This is a genomic window from Exiguobacterium profundum (genome assembly GCF_042652865.1).
Lineage (GTDB): Bacteria > Bacillota > Bacilli > Exiguobacteriales > Exiguobacteriaceae > Exiguobacterium > Exiguobacterium profundum.
In genome coordinates this window covers 1,857,706-1,876,226 of sequence record NZ_JBHSHG010000001.1, presented here as the reverse complement: position 1 = coordinate 1,876,226, position 18,521 = coordinate 1,857,706, and the positions used below count along the sequence as shown (strand labels likewise).

Below are 18,521 nucleotides of genomic sequence, written 5' to 3'. Positions count from 1 at the left end.
CATGAAAGCATGGCTACTCGATCAACCTGGTCTTGATCATCTGCATATTGGAGAAATCGACCGACCGACACCAGGAGCGGGAGAACTGTTGATTCGTGTCGAAGCGATCGCCTTGAATCCGGTCGATTATAAAGTCGGATCAAACGGAAACCCGAATTGGTCATATCCACACATTCTCGGTGTCGACCTCGTCGGAGAAGTCGTTGAGGTCGGTTCGAGTATCGCCAACATCATTACGGGTTCGCGTGTGGCTGTTCATACGGATCTTTCGAAATATGGGGGATTCGCCGAGTATACGGTCGTCGATGCCCGGGCGTGTGCGGTCGTTCCGCAAGGTGTAAGCGATGAGGCAGCGGCTTCTATCCTGTGTGCGGGGATGACAGCATATGAAGCGGTCATGCAGAAGCTGAACACGCGAGATAAGGAGACGATTCTCGTACACGCAGGAGCGGGCGGTGTCGGTGGATTTGCGATTCAGCTCGCAAAACGGCTCGGTCTGAAGGTATTCACGACGGCATCTCCTGAGAACGTTGAGTGGGTAGAATCACTCGGGGCGGACGTGGTGATTGATTATAACGTCGAGGACGTGACGGCACGGATCATGGAAGAAACAGATGGACGTGGTGTCGACCTGATTTTGAATACAGTCGGACGAGACGTTGCGACAGCAGACCTAGATCGTCTCGCATTCAGCGGACACCTCGCCTACATCGCCGGGCCACCAGACATGACGAACATGAAAGGCTTCACGTTATCTCCTTCGATTCACGAAGTGGCACTCGGGGCGGCGCATGCGAGCGAGGACGAACATGCGATTCGCAACTTGGCGTATATGGCCGAAGAGATGATGAACTTGCTCGATGCAGGTGAACTGAACGATCTCGTCACAGAAGTGTTGTCGTTCGACCAATTGAAAGAAGGTCTCGAAAAACTACAAACGCGAAAAGTGCGCGGTAAACTCATCGTCCGCATTCGCGACTGAAGAGAGGACTCCCTGTTATACTGACAGGGAGCTTATTTGTCGAGGAGGGGAAAGAATGGAGCGATTGGCAGACACGTATCGTCAGACGAACGTTCAATTGAGCGGTCACGGCAAACGGGAAGCCGGGGTATTGAAACGCGCATTTGAGCATGTGCGTGAAGATGAGCCGAGTGATCAGTATGGACAGGGGAAAACGATTCGACAGTTCGAAGAGAAGATGGCACAGGTTCTTGGGAAAGAGTCGGCAGTTTTCTTTCCAAGCGGTACGATGGCACAGCAGATTGCGCTACGCATTTGGTGTGATGAGACAGGGAAGAAAAAGGTCGCATATCACCCGCTGTGCCACCTTGAAATTCATGAGCAGGATGGTTTAAAAGAGTTGCATCACATCGAACCGATTTTAGTGGGGGACGAAAACCGATTGATGACGCTCGAAGAGATACAAGCGTTACCGGACATCGCGTGTCTGTTGCTCGAACTGCCACAACGAGAAATCGGCGGGGAATTGCCGACGTTCGAGGAACTTGTGGCAATTCATGAACACTGTCGTGAGAAAGCGATTCATCTACATCTGGATGGTGCACGACTGTTCGAATCGCTTCCGTATTATGAAAAAGAGGCATCTGAGATTTGTGCGCTCTTTGATAGCGTATACGTCTCGTTTTATAAAGGAATCGGTGGCATTGCCGGTGCCATCCTTGCTGGACCGAAGGCATTTTGTGACACGTCGAAAGTATGGAAGCGACGCTACGGTGGTGACTTAATCAGCTTATATCCATACATCCTGTCTGCGGATTATTATTATGAGCTACGAAAAGACAAGATGGCCGAGTATCGAAACGAGGCCGTCCGCTTGGCAGCGCGCTTCAATGAACTCGATGGCGTGTGGACGACTCCACGCATCCCGGTCACGAATATGTTCCATCTTCATTTTCAAGGGGAGAAGGAAGAAATTGGTGAGAAAATTGCGCGCATCCAAGAAGAAACAGGAGTAGGCATTACGGGGTATCTTGTTGAAAAAGACGGACACTGTTCAACCGAAGTAAGCATCGGAGATACGTTTGAACGGATTACGCGAGAACAGCTTGATGGATTGTTTCGGCAGTTCAGATGAATCAAAACATGCACCATTCCTTTTCGGGAACGGTGCATGTTTTTTACTGGCTTACAATCGCTTCGAGACGATCGAGTTGGGAATTGAACCCTTCGACAGCGCCCATTTCGACGACTTGTTGGAGAGCCTCTTCATTCGGGAATTCGGAGCGACTAATGAATAACGTGCCTTCCGATGTATCGAGAAATTCATTTGTGATCGTCATGACAGGCAAGTCCGGATTGACGTGTCCGTCCGCATCCGAGAATGCATCCGTATAGACGATTCGGGAGTATGGATCGACGTCGATAAAGGTTGATTTGCCCCATGATTCCATACCATAAAAGTCACCTTGTTCTTTGTCGACACAAGTCATGCAATAATGCCAAATCCCCCCCGGTTTGAAGTCGAAGCTGTATACTTTCGTCTCCCATCCGGACGGTCCCCACCATTTCTCTAAATGTGCAGGTGTCGAGAATGCTTCAAATACAAGTTGGCGTGGTGCCTTGAACAGACGTTCCATAATCAATGTCGTGCCCTCTACATGTGATTTGACCGTACTCATGATCCATTCTCCTCTCGCTGTGACTCCGCTAAAAACGTCTCCAATCGATCGAGTCGCTCTGTTTCCCGAGCCATATACGTCCGCCAAGCATCTAACGGTTCGAGTGCTTGAGACTTGAGTGCATAACGTCTTCGATTGGCATCAATGGTTACTGTGACGAGACCTGCATCATACAGAATTCGCAAGTGCTTCGATGTCTGCGGTTGACTGATTCCAAGCTGATTTGCCATCATTACGACCGTCCACTCTTGTTTCCGTAACAATTCGATCATCCGCAACCGGTTCGGGTCGGCTAACGCTTGAAACAAAGAAGCCAATCTCTCTTCCATTTTTCGTCACCGTCCTCTTATTTTGAATATTCCCAATTAGGAATATTCCGAAACAGGAATACTCAATATTTAAACAATAAATCAAGTAGCATCTCACCAATCGGTCGTTCTTTTCCTTCATAAGGAAAAGCGTGGATATGGATGGCGGGATTAAAATTCAATTCGATGATACCGTATTCGATTTGCGCATCATCGAGAGAGGGAATCATCATATCGACACCACAGATGGTTGCCCCGACTGACTTAGCGGCATCGACAGCAATACGCTTATAGATGTCAGAAATTTGATCCGTATAGTCGATACTATCTCCGCCGGTACTGATATTAGAGTTTTCGCGTAAGAAGACACGCTCATCGAGAGCGGGAATACTATCGGGGGTCTTGCCTTGAGCACGTAAAAATGAGATGACGACCTCGTCGATTTCGATTTTCTCGAGCGGTGTCTTGTATCCTTTTCCGCGTAACGGGTCTTCATTTTTTGTCGCAACGAGTTGACGGATCGAAGAGGTGCCATCTCCAGTGACGTTCGCCGGGACACGATGGAGGATGCCCGCGACATCATCCCCGATGACGAGGAAGCGATATTCTTTTCCGGGTAAGAATGTCTCAAGTAAAACGACATCATCAAACGTTTTCGCATACTGAAATGCAGACAGTGCTTCCTCATACGTCGCTCCGTCTTTAAAAATGTGAATACCGACTCCGAAGTTTGTAGACTTCGGCTTTAAGACGATGGGTTGTTTTGAAAATGAATGCCATGCCTGAGATAAATCCGATTCCTCTTGAAGTTCTACCCCTTCAGGGACACGAATGCCATGCTCTGCGAGTACAAACTTTGTCACCGTTTTATTCTCCATCATTAAAACGGAAACATAATTGTCTTTTGATGTTTTCGTTGCCTGTTTGACGTATTCTTCGTGTTTGCCGTTTCGAATCCGAATGAACTGGTCAGAACGATCGATGACATCGACACGATAACCACGTTTAATTGCGGATTTCATTAAGATTTGAGTAGACAGTTCCAGGTCGGCATAACCGTGAATGCGAAAACGATTTGCATAGGCGTCCTCATAAAAGTGTTCTGCTTGGGCGAGGGACCATGCGTGATAACCTGTCTCGATCATAATCGTCTTTAATCGGGAAGCATACGTCCTGTCCACGTGATCAATTTTTTCGCGTACAGCGGGAAAGACATCTTCGAAGCCGAGGTCATAGTGTGTGTTGAACGAATCGATGGCGTCGAGAAGTTCTGTCGCGTACGTGTGTAAAGGGATGGCGTAACCATCTCGAGTCAATATGCTTGCGGGAGACATGCCTTCTTTGGCGACACGTTGTTGATTATTGTACGCTTCAGCTTGCCAATCGACATGAGATGTCTCCTCAGTAAAGGTCAAGTACAACAAAAACAGATGAAGGAACCGTAAATCTGAACGAGCAATTCCGGTCTTTTCAAACGGATTCAAATCGATATTGCGAATTTCAATGTAATCGATACCGTGTGCCTCGAGTTGATTTAAGTCGTTACCACCTTTCGATGTTTTCAATCGGATGGGGGAGTAGAGTTCGTTCGGATTGGCAATCTCGCCTTTGGCAATGAACCATCTTACATCATCTATATAACTAGAGAGTGTCGCATAATTTGGATAAAGTGGTTCAACATTCGTGTACCCACAGTCGCTATTCCGATATGACAATGCTTGTTTATTTGAAAAAGTGTCTACATGAAGCGCTTGCATCTGGCTGACACATCGTTCTTCATAACTCGCATGTACGGCGGGGGTAGCACCGAGCAAATAGACGATGAGCCAACGCATTCGTAAATATTGACGAACTAACTTCAAATATAGGTGATCTTTGAAGTGTCGATATTGTTCAGGGGATCCTTCGTATAATGCGGATAACATCTCATCGGAAAATGAAAAGTTGAAATGGATTCCAGAAATGAGTTGTTTTTTCGCACCATATTTTTGGAGCAGATGCTCACGATAACGGCTAGCCTCTAGTCCGGACACACCAAAATCAGCGAGTGGAATCGTACCACCTTCCGGCAAGGCACATGGCATCGATTGCGGCCAAAGGCGTTCATCGCCTATGTTTAGCGCCGTGATGTCGTATAGCGTTTCTAAAAAATGATGTGCCGCCTCAATCGTCGGAAACGTCGGGGTGACGAGCTCAATTTGACTTTCAGAAAAGTCGGTCGTGATATATGGATGTGTCGCTTTATGACCGAGTGCTTTTGGATGCTTCGTAACAGCTAGTGTGCCTTCTGACGTGACTCGTAACATTTCTCGCTCGATGGCAAATTTTCCACTTGTGATGAGATGGTGGGGTAGTTGATTAAACTGCTTCTGCAAGGGAAATCACTTCCTTTTTCGTTAGTCGGACAAAGAGGGCAGAGACAAGCCCTTTTGTGATACTTGAAATGGCGATACTCCACCAGATGGCATCGATTCCGAGATAAGGCTCAAGAAAAAATGCGAGCGGGATACGGGCCACTGTGAAAATAATCGAGATGGTCGCGGGGATTTTCGGTAATCCGAGTCCTGAGAAGTAACCGTTTCCGATCATTTCAATCGATGAGAAGACGAGCGAAATGCCGATAATTCGCAAGTAGCTCGCCCCAATTTCGATGGTTCGAACGTCATCGACGAATAGACCAATGAGTAAATCTGGGACGAATAAAAAGAACAACATAATGAATCCTGTGTAAATCATCCCGAGTCGGGTCGTTACCCGGTAACCTTCATAAACACGATCTACTTTTCGTGCCCCGAGGTTTTGACCGGTATAGCTAGCCATTGCTCCGTTCAAGCCACCAATCATCATGTAGGCAATCGATTCGATTTGAAGTCCGATGCGCTGTGCCGCAATCGCTTCCGTCCCGTATGAGCCAATCATGCGGGCAAGAAAAATACTGATTACCGTGAACAAAATCCGTTGGGTTGCCATCGGAAAACCAAGACGGATGATTTCTTTATAGTCAGCTCGAGTCGGCTGAACGACTTCATCCCAATTGAATAATGTACGAGCGCGGTGCCGAAACAATCCGAACATCATGACGTTGGCGACAAGTGTTGCAAGAGCAGCCCCGATCACACCGAGTTGGAATGGATAAATGAAAATCGGGGAGAGAATCATATTGAGGATGACACCTGTCGCATTGATTCGCATCGCTGTTGTCGTATTGCCATATGCACTGAATAGACGAGCAAACAGCAAATTAAAGAAAGAAAAGATGAGCATCGGCGCGCTGACGAACAAATATTCATACGCAAGCTGCTCCACAGCGGGGGCACCCATATTCAAAAAGCCGATGAGGGTATGACCGAACATAATTAGTAGTGAGGCGTACGAAAGACCGAGTGTTAGATTCAGACGCCTGCCGGCCCGGACATAGCGCTGAACCGAATTGAGGTCACGTCTCCCAACAGCTTGTGATACTTTGATGCCGGCGCCAACGACAATCAACGATTGAATCGCCTGTCCGAGCATGATATAAAAACTAGCTGCACCGATACTTGCCACAGCATCGCTCCCGAGCGCACCGACCCAAAACATGTCGACGAGACTATACGTAAACTGTAATAACGAGCTACCGACGAGCGGAAGGGCAAGAGCCAGAATGACGCGTTGCACGTTTCCGATCGTCAAATCGACGGTTTTCACAAAGCAAGACTCCTTACATTCTTTATATAACCATTTAGTTATATATAAGCATGGTGTAATAGAATTGGCAATCATGATAGCCGAATCGATGAAAAATGGACACAAAAAAAAGGAATTCGTGATGAATTCCTTAATGTCGATAGCCGCGAATCCAGGTCGTCATATAAACGAGTGTCGCGATGACCAATGTAGAAGCAAGGGCGTATATTGGATAGGCAGGGAGCGTCTCTTCAAATAACGGATAGAACATGAACGATCCCATAAGAATTGGGACTGAAATACCGAACGAGACGTAGGCAGCTTTTGTCGCTTTCGCTGTGATGATTTGTTCACGCTCATCGACCTCACTGAACTCTGTCATCCGGACGGACCATTGGGCAAAGCTCAACTGTTTATTCGGCCGGGTGTTAAACGAATAGACTGTCCAAACGATGCCAAAAACAACGAGTAAAAGTAGTGGAAGTAGATTAAATTCAACTAAGAATCGGTCAGACTCGATGACTGTTTTCGACATATCAGATAAAAACGAACTGAATAGAAAAGCCATCAGGACATACAGGATGATACTTGAAATAGATTGAATGACGACATGTTTCATTGTGATTCCTCCTCGATTGTGAATATAGATTCGACCGGTTCCTCAAACACCCTTGCGATGTGCATCGCCAGCATGAGCGACGGCGTGTAGCTGCCTTTCTCGAGCGAGATGATCGTCTGTCTCGTCACACCAACTTTTTCGGCCAGGTCACCTTGGGTTAACTGGTGCCGGGCACGCAGTTCTTTCACGCGGTTGATCAATGGCATCGTGCCACCTCATTTCTAGTTTCTACCACTAGTGTAAAACAAACTTTACATAATGTAAAGAGGACTTTACTCATTTGGGGATGATACAATAACGATATAGTCGAAAGGGGAGATGAGGGATGAAGGTGATTAGTGGACAACATCACGTGTCAGCGATGACCGGGGATGCTAAGAAGAACTTGCGATTCTACACGGAAATACTAGGGATGCGGCTCGTCAAAAAGACGGTTAACCAGGATGACCCATCGATGTATCACTTGTTCTATGCAGACGAGACGGGTACGCCTGGAACCGATTTGACGTTCTTTGAGTTACCGTTTCTCGGACAGACGTATCGAGGGTCAAGCAGTATTTCTCGGACAGCACTCAGGGTGCCGGATGGAGCGCTCGCGTACTGGCAGGAGCGTTTTGACGCGTTCGATGTATCTTACGGAGAAATCGAGTTGGTTTTAGGAAGGGCGACCCTTTCGTTCGAAGATCATGAGGGTCAACGTCTCTGTCTTGTAGAAGGAGGGAGCGGGACACCTTGGAGCAAAGGTCCAGTGCCAACGGACCTCGGCATCTTCGGTCTCGGATTCAGTGAGTGGACGGTACGGCGGATTGACAAGACGGCACGGGTGCTGACAGAAGTGCTTGGCTATCGATATGTAACGACATTTGAACGGGATGGACATGACGTGCGTGTCTTTGAGACGGGCGAGGGTGGTGTGGCAACAGAGATTCATCTCGTCGATCGGCCGGATTTGCCATCGGAACGACCAGGGCGAGGGAGTGTGCATCATGTGGCGATTCGAGTGGAAGAAACAGACGATATGACGAAGTGGATCGAGAAGCTTGACGCACATGGAATCAGCCACTCTGGTCTTATTGACCGTTACTATTTTCAGTCGATTTACTTCCGCGAACCGAGCGGAATCTTAGTGGAACTGGCAACAGATGAACCGGGATTTGCGATGGATGAATCGCTTGAGAGACTCGGAGAGCGATTAGCCTTGCCTCCGTTTCTTGAGTCAAAGCGAGCAGAAATCGAATCAAAACTAAAGTCTTTGTAAGCGGAAAACCCGACGGACCATTTCAGTCCGTCGGGTTTTGTACGCCTAATAACATGGCGAGTTCGTTCGTTCGGTTGACGACGAGATCCGCAATCGTGTAACGATCGAGTACATGAAGAAACGCCAACATGGCTTCATTCAAAACACCTCGTAAATCACAGGCAGGTGCGATGACGCATCGGCCTTCCCCGAAGCATTCCACGAGTTCGAACGGTTCCATCGTCCGAACGACTTCCCCTACATTGATGTCATCCATCGGTCGTGCGAGTCGAAAGCCGCCGCCTCGACCACGCACCGATTCCAAATAACCATGTTTCCCAAGCTCATATACGACCTTCATGACATGGTTTTTGGAGATGTTATATTGGTCTGCCACTTCTTGAATCGTGACGAGCCGATGTGAAAACGTAGCGCTATACATCAACGTTCGCAGTGCGTAGTCACATGTTTGCGTGAGTCTCATCCATCATCACCTCTCGTTTCATTGTACAAGACAATCCAAAAAAGTGCGATTCGAACAAATGTGAAAGGGTGATGGCGAAAATAAGTCAGAAACGTGAAATCTACTTTAAACAAGTATTTAATATATTGCTTTAAAGTGACTTGACTCACATAATGAACGTGTACAAAACAAAAGGGGGAAATTCACATGTTAGATCAACAAACGATTGAGATTGTAAAGGCGACGGCACCAGTTTTGAAAGAAAATGGTGTGACGATCACGAAGCATTTTTATCAACGAATGTTTGAACAAAATCCAGAAGTTCGTCACTTCTTCAACCATACGAACCAAAAGCGAGGACGTCAGCCGGAAGCACTCGCGAACGCGGTCTATGCGGCTGCGCTTCATATCGACCGACTCGAAGCGATTCTTCCTGCCATCCAACCAGCACTTCATAAACATAAAAGTTTGAACATCCGCCCGGAGCATTATCCGATCGTTGGTGAGAACTTGCTTGCGGCGATTCAAGACGTACTCGGTGAAGCTGCAACACCTGACATCATCGATGCATGGGCAAAAGCTTACGGTGTGATTGCCGATGTCTTCATCTCACTCGAGAAAAAAATGTATGATGACGCGCCATGGGTCGGATTCAAACCGTTCGTCATCGAAGAAATCATAGTAGATACACCTGAAGTGAAACGATTCCGTCTCGTCGCGAAAGATGGAGTTATTGGCACAGCCATCCCAGGACAATATGTCTCGGTTCAAGCGCGCATTGTAGGAGAGGACATCCTACATCACCGTCAATATAGTGTCATCGAGACGACAGAAGACGGCTACTGGATTGCGCCGAAAGCGGAGGGACTCGTCTCAAACTGGCTTCATGAGCAGACGGTCGGAACAGAAGTCCCGATGAGCGCACCAGCAGGAGAATTCATCCTTGAAACGTCTAAACGTCCGCTCACACTCATCGCGGGAGGAATCGGGATTACGCCCCTCTTCAACATGGCGAAGACGGCACTCGAACAAGGACGTCCTGTCACGTTATTGCACGCGGTTCGGAGTATGGACCTTCGTCCACTCGGAGACGAACTCGATGAACTCGTGAAGGAAGGGCTTCATCTGCTCACACATGCAGATGACGTATCGGGTTGCATGAATAAGTCACACCTTGAGGAACTTGATGTGGAAGGGCATGATGTTTATACGTGCGGACCGAATGCGATGATGGAAACGGTCGTTCGCGCTATTCCACAGGCACGATATGAATTTTTCGGGCCGTCTGGAGTTCTTGCGACCAACTAAAAAAGACGACTGGAAAAAGTCGTCTTGATGCACAATATAGGTTATTCCGTGAGTTTACTTGAATGTATGACTTGTTTGTTGGCATCCAATGTTTCAAGTGACCACGAACCATCTGACGGTCGTGATGTTTCAATGACATATGTCATGGTGTAGCTTTCAATTTCGGGATCGTTGACAAGAAAATCTTTTGAGACATCGTCACCGTTTAACCGTAAATAGACGACATCTTCCGGTCGCTCTTTAAGGTGAACACCGATGTACTCCATGTCTTCAACTCGAAGGATGACGAAATCAAAAGGCTGATTCGGCTCTGTTTGTTTCGTGACAGACCCTAAGTTCCCTGTTTCGACATCAATCTCAGCTAGACCGATGACGGAGCGGTCTTCATTTGTGTAAAAAGAGAGAACGGACTGTTCCATATTATGAATTTCAAACGTATACCAATTGTTCGTCGTCATATAACGATTCATTTCTTTTTCGGCATTTTCGTATGAGTCACCAGCCTGAATGTTAGTGTAGGTGTAAAGTCCGACACCGACTGCGATGGCTACGATGATGAGACCGGAAACGATTGTGAGTAAGATGATTCGCTTCGACATGATTGTTCCTCCTGACTTTTATAAATACGAACACCCCATGCTTCGCAAATGCGTGCATGGGGTGTTTGATTAGTACGTCAAGCTCGCGGCGACGATGATCCCGACGACGAGTGATGCGGCGAACAAGCTGAAACCGATGGCCATGTTGCCATTCTCGACTTCTTTTTCTAAATTCACGCCTGGTGTAAGGATGTATTCAAACGTCCAGAACGCCAATACTTGGGCGGCGATACCGACGAGTCCCCAGATGAACGCATCGAGCAAGTTGACGCTGTTCGCCCAGACTGTATAAATGACGATGGCGAGTCCTAGTGCTTTCCCCCAAAGTTTCAACGCGACAGCCATGTTGCCTTCTTTGATTAACTTGCGTTCCGAATATTTGGTCGTTAGTGCGAAGATGATGAGTCCCGCGAGAATGAGACCGAATCCTGTCCCGAGGTGGGCCAGGAAGCTTAAGATTGAATCGAGTGTGATGAATGTCATGAGTTCGTCTCCTTTTGTATAGGTGTGCCAACGGCTAAGTAATAAGATTGGTTGTTCGTGATCATGCTACCGGCGCGGACGCCGAGTGCGGATGGGTGTCCGTTCAAGCAAAAACATCCGACCATGTAATGTGTCTCCATACGACCTTTGACGGTTGTCGTCATCCGTGTCGGGAGTTCGATGAACTGTTGGTACACGGCCGTTTCTTCCGCATACGTTTGTAATGTTTCGCGATGAAACGGTTGGCCATCTTTCGTATACAAGATGACGGAGTCCCCTTCACGTCCGAATGCCGGCTTTTTGACATAGTCCGATTCACCGAGAAACGGTGTGTCTTCTAAGTAAGTCGGTAAAAAATATGTTCCGATGATGTCGCGCTCGGCTTGATCGAATAGTGTCTCGGTCTCATACAATTCCCAAATCAGCGCCTGTACGCCTTTCGATTGCATGAGAAACGCAGAGAGGGGATTGAGCAGTGACACGTATTTTTGTTGATCGAGTTCAAGTAACCGAATGCCAATCAAGTCTCCGTCTGGAGCCCGGTCGTCCACAAGGTGCTCAATCGGATATGTTTGGCGATATAAGATGTCAATTCGCTCACCCGATGGTGTGTAGACGCCGTCTTCGTCGACGAGTAAAGTGTGCAACGGTACGAATTCAGACGGTACGTCGAGCGTTTCTTGTAAAAATCGTGCCGTCCACTTGTCTTCGATGTTATCATCATGTGCCGTAAAAACGATTTTCGGTGTGCCTTCTCGTTTGAGTCGATTCCACGCGGCGACGATCGCTTTCCGCAGCTCAATTTTCAGTTGGGGGGTGGCTTCCCTGTTCGGGTCGAGTAGACCAAACTCGGAAGCGACCACGCCGTTCACATCAAACAGCTCCTTAATGAAGGTCGGCGTATCTGCATTGAACTCCATCAACTTGAGTTGATCATCTTTCATGATCCAGTCGTAACGACCGATGATCGTCTCCTGCGGTATCGTCTTCTCCCGTAAGAACGGCAGACTCGCCTCAGGGTAACCAAGCAGTCGGAGCGTTTCGTCAGGTAGGGTGCGTAATAATTGATTCGTCTTCCGAAAAATCGAGTCAACCGCCTCGGTTGCCTCTCGGATAGAGGCAACCTGCGAGGCGGTCATCTCAAAACAATCATATAAGGCATATTCTTCATCGTTTAAATCGGGCCAAAAATAAGGGATTTGACTGTAAAGTTCGTCACGCGTCATCCGCCGAATCCACCTTTAGAGCCACTGCCGAGTCCAGATTTTGACGATCCTGAATTTGAGCCGTTCGATACGGCACCGGTCGCACCACCGTTGGCTTTATACGTCTTATACGACGAAGAGCTCTTCAACGCATTTTTTGAGCGGAACAGGCTACCGAGTAAGAAGTAGCTACCATAGTGCGGAGAGCGGTCGTCGTCACAATAATACGACTCGGTCTCGTCATCCCAGTCCCAATCGTCACATTCGTATCCGGTCGGTTCTTCCGGGAGTGCCGCCTCTTCATATTCATCCCCACCGCACGCGGCAAGGGAAGTGGTCAATACCGCAACGGATAGTCCGCTTAAAATTTTCTTGCTTGTCTTCATGTTGATTCCTCCAATTCATAACCAGTCGGTGTGACGTAGATAACATACACACCACGATCTTCATCTGTTTCTGCTGAATCGCGCTCATATTCTTTACCGGCGACATATAAGTATTGGCTTCCGAGCATGGCGAGTGCATCAAGGTGGCGGTCGACGTAATAGGCTTCGAGTAATGGGTTGTCAAACCGGTCGTCGAGCGTGCGGATTTCGACTTTGATGTCGCTCGTTTCGTGCTTGTCCATCGGTCCCTCTGTATAGCGATCGACATAAATTAAAAAGTATTGATCGCCTTCAAGGGCAGACGAGCGTTGTTTGTAGGTCATGCCGTCTTTGACGAAAAACTCACATTCACGACGAGCTAGCACTTCGTCTAAGCCGAGAGACGTGTAATGGTATAGTGGTTCGAACGATAATTCATTTTTATAGAGACGATACTCTAAGACGATGGAGTTCATAAGTCAGTCCTTCCTTTTTTCTTCTTATACGGAATCACCATCAAAATGGTTTCGTGAATCTTTTTGTGGTTACGTTTAGTATATAAGAGAGAAGGAGGGGGAAACAGTGCATATCTTATTTCGTGTGTGGAAAGGGTTAGCGAAATTATCATTTTTGAATGTCGTCTTAGCTTCGATTGGCATCATTATCTTAGGAACCGTGCTCGGTTATGTTTTAGAACCAGAGACATTCGGATCACTGTTTGATTCGTTCTGGTGGACGATGACGACATTGACGACCGTCGGATACGGGGACTTTTATCCGTCCTCCGTGGCAGGGCGATGGCTCGGGATATTCTTATTCCTATTCGGGATTGGGATTATCGGGGCGTTGATTGGAAAATTGGTTGAAATCGGTACGACGTTTCAACGGCTAAAACGGGAGGGAAGACTAGTGTATCGTGGAGAAGGACATTATGTGTATATCGGGTGGTCCCCGAAGACGAAGAAAGCAATCGATGAAGTACTTAACTACGAACCGAAAGCAGAGATCGTCTTGATTGATCAGTTAGTTGAGGAACCGTACGTGCACGATCAAGTTCACTTCGTATCAGGCGATGCTTCGGATGAAGCGGTATTGCTGCAAGCAAACGTCTTGAAGGCGCGACGCGTCGCGATTTTTGCGGATGCCCGTATCACGGAGACGTTACTCGCCGATGGGAAGTCGTTATTAATCGCGTCAGCGGTCGAGGCACTCTCTTCTGAGTATCAGGTGGACTTGCACACGGTCGTCGAAGTGTGTGAAGAAAGAAATATCTCGAAATTCAAACACGTCCGCGTCGACGATTTTATTTTAGCGAACGACTCGGTCTCCCTCTTGATGGCAAAAGCGACGTTACAACCTGGAACGACAGCAATTTTCCGTCAGTTGTTGAGCAAACAGTCAGGTGGGAACATTCAAGCGTTGAAACCAAAAGTCGAGTGGCAGAATGTTCGACAAGCAAATACAGCGTTACTTGAATCAGGGGTGACACTCATCGCGGTCAATGACCGCTTGGATGTGGCGACGATGCTCGATTTGCCGCTTCAGGAAACAGACATGTTATATGTCGTCTGTCATGACGATGTATTTGAACGATTATCGTAAGGAGTGAAACCATGCATAACGGAACGTTTATCCGAAAGATGACACGTATGCAAAACGTGCAACGGTGGGATGAATATGCCCCCCATTATCATGATAACGCAGCGAGTCATAGCTTTCGTGTCGCGGTCTTTAGCTTGATCGCGGCTTATGTGGAAAAAGAGAACGGACGTGAAGTCGATTTGCTCGATTTACTCGGGAAAGCCATTTTCCACGACATGAATGAAGTCCAGACGGGCCCGATCATGCACCGGACGAAAAAAGAACCGACCTTGATCGGTCACATCGAGCGTATGGAACGAACAGCGAGTCTCGGTCTTGTCGAGCTGCTGTCGCAATCATTACGTCCTCACTTTCATCGTTTCGTGGTGGAAGCGGAAGATGATTCGTTCGAAGGTCGAATCGTGGACGGAATTGATTCGTTCGATGCGATGTTGTTCGTGCGACGAGAAGTCGCGCACGGCTCTCCGCACTTTGATGACAAGCTAGAAGAGATGAAAGCCGCACTCCGACATCATCCGATTGATTCGGTCCGCTGGCTGTTCGACCAGGTCGAGGCAGAAACAGATGTGTTGCGATTCATCGAGAACGTCATGCGGATGGATAGTGTCCGTCGCTGGAAAGGTCGCTTTAACACGATTGACGACAACGATGCGATTCATGGTTTCCGGGCTGCCGCGCTCGGTATGTTCAGTGGGCTCTTAGAGCGTGAGAAGTACGACGTCGATGTCGATGTCGCCGAACTCGTGGCTCGTCTTCTCTGTCACGATTTAGTTGAAGGGGTGACCGGAGACGTGCTCGGTCCAGTCAAACATTCGACGCAAGAGACGGGGGCTGCGTTTGAGGCATACGAGCGAGCGGAAAGTGAACGTCTGCTTGGACTGTTGCCTGAGTATATGCAACCGGCGTTCCGTCGATATATGGCTGACTCGAAAGACGATACGTATGAGGGAATGCTCGTCGACATGATGGACAAGCTTGATGCGCTCATCAAGATGAACATGGAGCGGAAGATGAACGGGGCCGAGTATGAGGTCACGTATCGCGAGCAGCTCCGTAAAGTCCAGATGCGATATGAGAATCCAAGCATGATTTTCTTCCTGGCGTATATCTTGCATGATTTAGACTATGTCACTAGTTAAAACCGTTTATCTTGAAGTCGCATACCTAAAAGGGTGCGGCTTTTTTTATATCATTTATTGACATATATCATTTAACGATATATATTGAGTATAAGAAATATATCATTCAATGATATAGGAGGTGGAAAGATGCCGCGAACGGACTCATTAGAGTTAGGGGAACTGACGGATAGTATGTTTTATATCCTGTTGGCGCTCACGACGCCGCGTCATGGCTATTTAGTCATGCAATTTGTCGAAGAGACCACGCGAGGGCGAATGCAAATTGGTCCGGCTTCGATGTATACGATTATCAAAAAGTTGTTGAACGCCGAACTGATTGAACCGATGGATGGGGACGGAAAGAAAAAGAACTATCGAATCACGAATAAAGGCCGCTCGATTTTAACGGATGATGTGAAGAGACGACAGGCGATGGTCGAAGATGCCTGTGCCATTTTGGATATGGAGGGATCAAGATGAGACAAAAGTATATGTCGAGCTGGGGATTGGCGTTTGCTGAAGAGCGTGAGATGCGGAAACTAGAACGAATGGCGGCCAAGGGATGGCATTTGAAGAAGTTTGCCCCGCTAGGATACACGCTCGTTGAAGGGGAACCGGAAGACGTTCAGTATAGTTTGGACTATCGTACTCGTCCAGACGAAGACTACTTTGACCTGTTTGCGTCGAGCGGGTGGGAACATGTCACATCAACCGGGGATGAGATTCATATTTTCAAAGGAGATCGAGATGCCAAGCCGATTTACTCGGATGTCGAAACAACAGAGGAAAAATATCATGACATGGAGCGTCAGATGGGAAGAGCTGCGCTCATCCTAGGTATTTTATGGATTGCACTCTTTTCGTTGTTTCAGTTTGATTGGCCAACCGTTGTCGAGACAATATTGATTGGGATTCAACTACTCGTGACGATCGGTCTCGTGTTTACAGGACTTCCGTACATCGGCTACCGTTTCAAACGCAAACGAATTAGCCGGGAAGGATGACTAGGCGGATGGCACAAGCCATCCGTCTTTGTTTCGTTCGACTGAACTATTCTAATGAGAAATAGTTAGGGAGAGAGAACTGTTTTTTAGTGTCTATCTATGCAACAAATTAAAAATCATTCACAATAATTAATGCAAGCGCTTTCATTAACTATTTGAGGAGGAATGAAGGATGTTGAAGAAACGACAAGGGATTGCTGTCCTAGCTGGAGTGACATCGATTGCACTGCTTTCGGGGCAACCGGTCGCACAGGCAGCGACCCCACAGAACGGTACGATGATGCAATACTTTGAATGGTATGTTCCAAACGATGGCCAACACTGGAACCGACTCTCGAACGATTCGCAGCACTTAAAAGATATCGGGATCTCGACCGTTTGGATCCCACCAGCGTATAAAGGGACATCACAAAATGATGTTGGATACGGGGCGTATGATCTGTATGACCTTGGAGAATTTAATCAAAAAGGAACGACTCGGACAAAGTATGGAACAAAAGCGCAGCTACAGTCGGCCATCTCCAACTTACGCGGGAAAGGGATTGGCGTATATGGGGATGTCGTCATGAACCATAAAGGCGGAGCGGATTATACCGAATCCGTTCAAGCTGTCGAGGTCAATCCTTCTAACCGGAATCAAGAGACGTCTGGGGAATATGCCATTTCTGCCTGGACTGGATTCAATTTTGCTGGACGGAACAATACATACTCGCCGTTCAAGTGGCGTTGGTATCATTTTGATGGGACCGACTGGGATCAATCACGAAGTCTGAGCCGAATCTACAAATTCAAGAGTACGGGTAAAGCATGGGATAGTGAAGTGTCGGGTGAGAACGGGAACTATGACTACTTGATGTACGCCGATGTCGATTTTGAGCATCCGGAAGTACGTCAGGAGATGAAAAACTGGGGGAAATGGTACGCGGATTCGCTTGGATTGGACGGCTTCCGACTGGATGCGGTGAAGCATATCAATCATTCATACTTAAAGGAATGGGTGACGAGTGTTCGTCAGGCAACCGGAAAAGAGATGTTCACTGTTGCGGAGTATTGGAAGAATGACTTAGGGGCCATCAATGATTACTTGGCCAAGACGGGCTACACTCATTCCGTATTCGATGTACCACTCCATTACAATTTCCAAGCGGCAGGGAATGGTGGCGGTTACTATGACATGCGGAACATTTTAAAAGGTACGGTCGTCGAGCAGCACCCAACACTCGCTGTGACGATTGTCGACAATCATGATTCGCAACCAGGACAGTCACTTGAGTCAACAGTCGCGAATTGGTTCAAACCGCTTGCCTACGCGACCATCATGACACGTGGTCAAGGGTATCCAGCACTATTCTACGGAGATTATTATGGAACGAAAGGGACGACGAACCGTGAAATACCGAATATGTCAGCGTCGCTTCAACCCATTTTGAAAGCGCGTAAAGATTTCGCCTACGGCACACAACATGATTACATCAATCACCAAGACGTCATCGGATGGACACGTGAAGGAGTGACGGACCGTGCGAAGTCTGGTCTTGCAACGATTTTATCGGACGGACCAGGCGGGGCGAAATGGATGTATGTCGGAAAACAGAATGCAGGGGAAGTGTGGAAAGACATGACAGGAAATAACGGACGTCTCGTGACGATCAATGCGGACGGTTGGGGCGAGTTCTTCGTCAACGGTGGCTCGGTTTCCATCTATACGCAACAATGAATCAGTTAGACTTGTCTCTAAAGATAGGGGCGAGTCTTTTTTCTGAATTTTCACCACATAAGTTTTATACGTGATATAATGACCTAGTGTTAATTCTTGATAGGGAATACTTCCGATCCATGAATTCACATTGAACAACGTTGGTTGTTGGTTTTATCTATATTTTTGCGTTGTGACGCTGTTG

General features: G+C 47.6%; 21 protein-coding genes. 9 read left to right on the top strand and 12 right to left on the bottom strand.

Annotation, left to right across the window (positions count from 1 at the left end; translation table 11 throughout):
- Position 1 precedes the first annotated feature (1 nt).
- Both ACFO4U_RS09560 and ACFO4U_RS09555 read left to right on the top strand, forming a co-directional pair.
- On the top strand, positions 2-982 hold the full coding sequence (locus ACFO4U_RS09560) for a zinc-binding dehydrogenase (RefSeq protein ID WP_215243606.1): 981 nt from the start codon (positions 2-4) through the stop codon (positions 980-982).
- A 55-nt stretch (positions 983-1,037) separates the two neighbouring features.
- Entirely contained in the window at positions 1,038-2,096 is a 1,059-nt protein-coding gene (locus ACFO4U_RS09555; protein ID WP_215243607.1) for a threonine aldolase family protein, read from the top strand.
- 43 nt (positions 2,097-2,139) lie between these two features.
- On the opposite strand, the gene ACFO4U_RS09550 is transcribed toward ACFO4U_RS09555, so the two are convergent.
- The 6 genes from ACFO4U_RS09550 to ACFO4U_RS09525 form a co-directional block, all read right to left on the bottom strand.
- Complete coding sequence (locus tag ACFO4U_RS09550; protein ID WP_215243608.1) at positions 2,140-2,640, bottom strand: SRPBCC family protein; 501 nt, start codon at positions 2,638-2,640, stop codon at positions 2,140-2,142.
- The gene (locus tag ACFO4U_RS09545; RefSeq protein WP_031422096.1) at positions 2,637-2,969 is read right to left on the bottom strand and encodes an ArsR/SmtB family transcription factor; all 333 of its coding nucleotides are present in this window, start codon (positions 2,967-2,969) and stop codon (positions 2,637-2,639) included. The genes ACFO4U_RS09550 and ACFO4U_RS09545 overlap by 4 nt, the downstream gene beginning before the upstream one ends.
- 62 nt (positions 2,970-3,031) lie before the next feature.
- Complete coding sequence (gene gshAB, locus ACFO4U_RS09540) at positions 3,032-5,323, bottom strand: bifunctional glutamate--cysteine ligase GshA/glutathione synthetase GshB (protein WP_215243609.1); 2,292 nt, start codon at positions 5,321-5,323, stop codon at positions 3,032-3,034.
- Positions 5,307-6,635, bottom strand: a complete 1,329-nt coding sequence (locus ACFO4U_RS09535; protein ID WP_215243610.1) for an MATE family efflux transporter — start codon at positions 6,633-6,635, stop codon at positions 5,307-5,309. Before ACFO4U_RS09535 ends, gshAB begins: the two co-directional genes overlap by 17 nt.
- A gap of 130 nt (positions 6,636-6,765) precedes the next feature.
- Positions 6,766-7,233 (bottom strand): hypothetical protein, encoded by a 468-nt coding sequence (locus ACFO4U_RS09530; RefSeq protein ID WP_211782180.1) that lies wholly within the window; start codon positions 7,231-7,233, stop codon positions 6,766-6,768.
- On the bottom strand, positions 7,230-7,439 hold the full coding sequence (locus tag ACFO4U_RS09525) for a helix-turn-helix transcriptional regulator (RefSeq protein WP_012727465.1): 210 nt from the start codon (positions 7,437-7,439) through the stop codon (positions 7,230-7,232). The genes ACFO4U_RS09530 and ACFO4U_RS09525 overlap by 4 nt, the downstream gene beginning before the upstream one ends.
- 119 nt (positions 7,440-7,558) lie before the next feature.
- On the opposite strand from ACFO4U_RS09525, the gene ACFO4U_RS09520 reads away from it, so the two are divergent.
- Positions 7,559-8,491, top strand: coding sequence for a ring-cleaving dioxygenase (locus ACFO4U_RS09520; RefSeq protein ID WP_031422105.1), 933 nt, complete (start codon positions 7,559-7,561; stop codon positions 8,489-8,491).
- A 22-nt stretch (positions 8,492-8,513) separates the two neighbouring features.
- On the opposite strand, the gene ACFO4U_RS09515 is transcribed toward ACFO4U_RS09520, so the two are convergent.
- Positions 8,514-8,954 (bottom strand): RrF2 family transcriptional regulator, encoded by a 441-nt coding sequence (locus tag ACFO4U_RS09515; protein ID WP_012727463.1) that lies wholly within the window; start codon positions 8,952-8,954, stop codon positions 8,514-8,516.
- Positions 8,955-9,140: 186 nt separating this feature from the next.
- On the opposite strand from ACFO4U_RS09515, the gene ACFO4U_RS09510 reads away from it, so the two are divergent.
- Positions 9,141-10,241 (top strand): globin domain-containing protein, encoded by a 1,101-nt coding sequence (locus ACFO4U_RS09510; protein ID WP_215243611.1) that lies wholly within the window; start codon positions 9,141-9,143, stop codon positions 10,239-10,241.
- Positions 10,242-10,282: 41 nt separating this feature from the next.
- Here ACFO4U_RS09510 and ACFO4U_RS09505 read toward each other — a convergent pair whose 3' ends face one another.
- The 5 genes from ACFO4U_RS09505 to ACFO4U_RS09485 form a co-directional block, all read right to left on the bottom strand.
- On the bottom strand, positions 10,283-10,840 hold the full coding sequence (locus tag ACFO4U_RS09505; RefSeq protein ID WP_214690409.1) for a hypothetical protein: 558 nt from the start codon (positions 10,838-10,840) through the stop codon (positions 10,283-10,285).
- 69 nt (positions 10,841-10,909) lie between these two features.
- Positions 10,910-11,323: a DUF350 domain-containing protein gene (locus ACFO4U_RS09500; RefSeq protein WP_012727460.1), complete on the bottom strand. Its 414-nt coding sequence runs from the start codon at positions 11,321-11,323 to the stop codon at positions 10,910-10,912.
- On the bottom strand, positions 11,320-12,549 hold the full coding sequence (locus ACFO4U_RS09495) for a glutathionylspermidine synthase family protein (RefSeq protein WP_214690410.1): 1,230 nt from the start codon (positions 12,547-12,549) through the stop codon (positions 11,320-11,322). Before ACFO4U_RS09495 ends, ACFO4U_RS09500 begins: the two co-directional genes overlap by 4 nt.
- Positions 12,546-12,914 (bottom strand): hypothetical protein, encoded by a 369-nt coding sequence (locus tag ACFO4U_RS09490; RefSeq protein WP_012727458.1) that lies wholly within the window; start codon positions 12,912-12,914, stop codon positions 12,546-12,548. The genes ACFO4U_RS09495 and ACFO4U_RS09490 overlap by 4 nt, the downstream gene beginning before the upstream one ends.
- Positions 12,911-13,369, bottom strand: a complete 459-nt coding sequence (locus ACFO4U_RS09485) for a hypothetical protein (RefSeq protein WP_012727457.1) — start codon at positions 13,367-13,369, stop codon at positions 12,911-12,913. Before ACFO4U_RS09485 ends, ACFO4U_RS09490 begins: the two co-directional genes overlap by 4 nt.
- Positions 13,370-13,475: 106 nt before the next feature.
- On the opposite strand from ACFO4U_RS09485, the gene ACFO4U_RS09480 reads away from it, so the two are divergent.
- The 5 genes from ACFO4U_RS09480 to amyS all read left to right on the top strand — a co-directional run bounded on the left by ACFO4U_RS09480 (position 13,476) and on the right by amyS (position 18,337).
- On the top strand, positions 13,476-14,495 hold the full coding sequence (locus tag ACFO4U_RS09480) for an ion channel (RefSeq protein WP_215243612.1): 1,020 nt from the start codon (positions 13,476-13,478) through the stop codon (positions 14,493-14,495).
- Between the two features lie 11 nt (positions 14,496-14,506).
- The gene (locus ACFO4U_RS09475) at positions 14,507-15,634 is read left to right on the top strand and encodes a YfbR-like 5'-deoxynucleotidase (RefSeq protein ID WP_078147724.1); all 1,128 of its coding nucleotides are present in this window, start codon (positions 14,507-14,509) and stop codon (positions 15,632-15,634) included.
- A gap of 129 nt (positions 15,635-15,763) precedes the next feature.
- The gene (locus ACFO4U_RS09470; RefSeq protein WP_012727454.1) at positions 15,764-16,096 is read left to right on the top strand and encodes a PadR family transcriptional regulator; all 333 of its coding nucleotides are present in this window, start codon (positions 15,764-15,766) and stop codon (positions 16,094-16,096) included.
- Positions 16,093-16,620 (top strand): DUF2812 domain-containing protein, encoded by a 528-nt coding sequence (locus ACFO4U_RS09465; RefSeq protein ID WP_196431312.1) that lies wholly within the window; start codon positions 16,093-16,095, stop codon positions 16,618-16,620. Before ACFO4U_RS09470 ends, ACFO4U_RS09465 begins: the two co-directional genes overlap by 4 nt.
- A 175-nt stretch (positions 16,621-16,795) precedes the next feature.
- Positions 16,796-18,337, top strand: coding sequence for an alpha-amylase (gene amyS / locus ACFO4U_RS09460; RefSeq protein WP_380081281.1), 1,542 nt, complete (start codon positions 16,796-16,798; stop codon positions 18,335-18,337).
- The last annotated feature ends 184 nt before the right edge of the window (positions 18,338-18,521 follow it).

Coding starts and splice junctions, on each gene's coding strand:
- ACFO4U_RS09560 (WP_215243606.1), top strand. CDS start 2: ATGAAAGCATGGCTACTCGATCAACCTGGTCTTGATCATCTGCATATT.
- ACFO4U_RS09555 (WP_215243607.1), top strand. CDS start 1,038: ATGGAGCGATTGGCAGACACGTATCGTCAGACGAACGTTCAATTGAGC.
- ACFO4U_RS09550 (WP_215243608.1), bottom strand. CDS start 2,640: ATGAGTACGGTCAAATCACATGTAGAGGGCACGACATTGATTATGGAA.
- ACFO4U_RS09545 (WP_031422096.1), bottom strand. CDS start 2,969: ATGGAAGAGAGATTGGCTTCTTTGTTTCAAGCGTTAGCCGACCCGAAC.
- ACFO4U_RS09530 (WP_211782180.1), bottom strand. CDS start 7,233: ATGAAACATGTCGTCATTCAATCTATTTCAAGTATCATCCTGTATGTC.
- ACFO4U_RS09525 (WP_012727465.1), bottom strand. CDS start 7,439: ATGCCATTGATCAACCGCGTGAAAGAACTGCGTGCCCGGCACCAGTTA.
- ACFO4U_RS09520 (WP_031422105.1), top strand. CDS start 7,559: ATGAAGGTGATTAGTGGACAACATCACGTGTCAGCGATGACCGGGGAT.
- ACFO4U_RS09515 (WP_012727463.1), bottom strand. CDS start 8,954: ATGAGACTCACGCAAACATGTGACTACGCACTGCGAACGTTGATGTAT.
- ACFO4U_RS09510 (WP_215243611.1), top strand. CDS start 9,141: ATGTTAGATCAACAAACGATTGAGATTGTAAAGGCGACGGCACCAGTT.
- ACFO4U_RS09505 (WP_214690409.1), bottom strand. CDS start 10,840: ATGTCGAAGCGAATCATCTTACTCACAATCGTTTCCGGTCTCATCATC.
- ACFO4U_RS09500 (WP_012727460.1), bottom strand. CDS start 11,323: ATGACATTCATCACACTCGATTCAATCTTAAGCTTCCTGGCCCACCTC.
- ACFO4U_RS09495 (WP_214690410.1), bottom strand. CDS start 12,549: ATGACGCGTGACGAACTTTACAGTCAAATCCCTTATTTTTGGCCCGAT.
- ACFO4U_RS09490 (WP_012727458.1), bottom strand. CDS start 12,914: ATGAAGACAAGCAAGAAAATTTTAAGCGGACTATCCGTTGCGGTATTG.
- ACFO4U_RS09485 (WP_012727457.1), bottom strand. CDS start 13,369: ATGAACTCCATCGTCTTAGAGTATCGTCTCTATAAAAATGAATTATCG.
- ACFO4U_RS09475 (WP_078147724.1), top strand. CDS start 14,507: ATGCATAACGGAACGTTTATCCGAAAGATGACACGTATGCAAAACGTG.
- ACFO4U_RS09470 (WP_012727454.1), top strand. CDS start 15,764: ATGCCGCGAACGGACTCATTAGAGTTAGGGGAACTGACGGATAGTATG.
- ACFO4U_RS09465 (WP_196431312.1), top strand. CDS start 16,093: ATGAGACAAAAGTATATGTCGAGCTGGGGATTGGCGTTTGCTGAAGAG.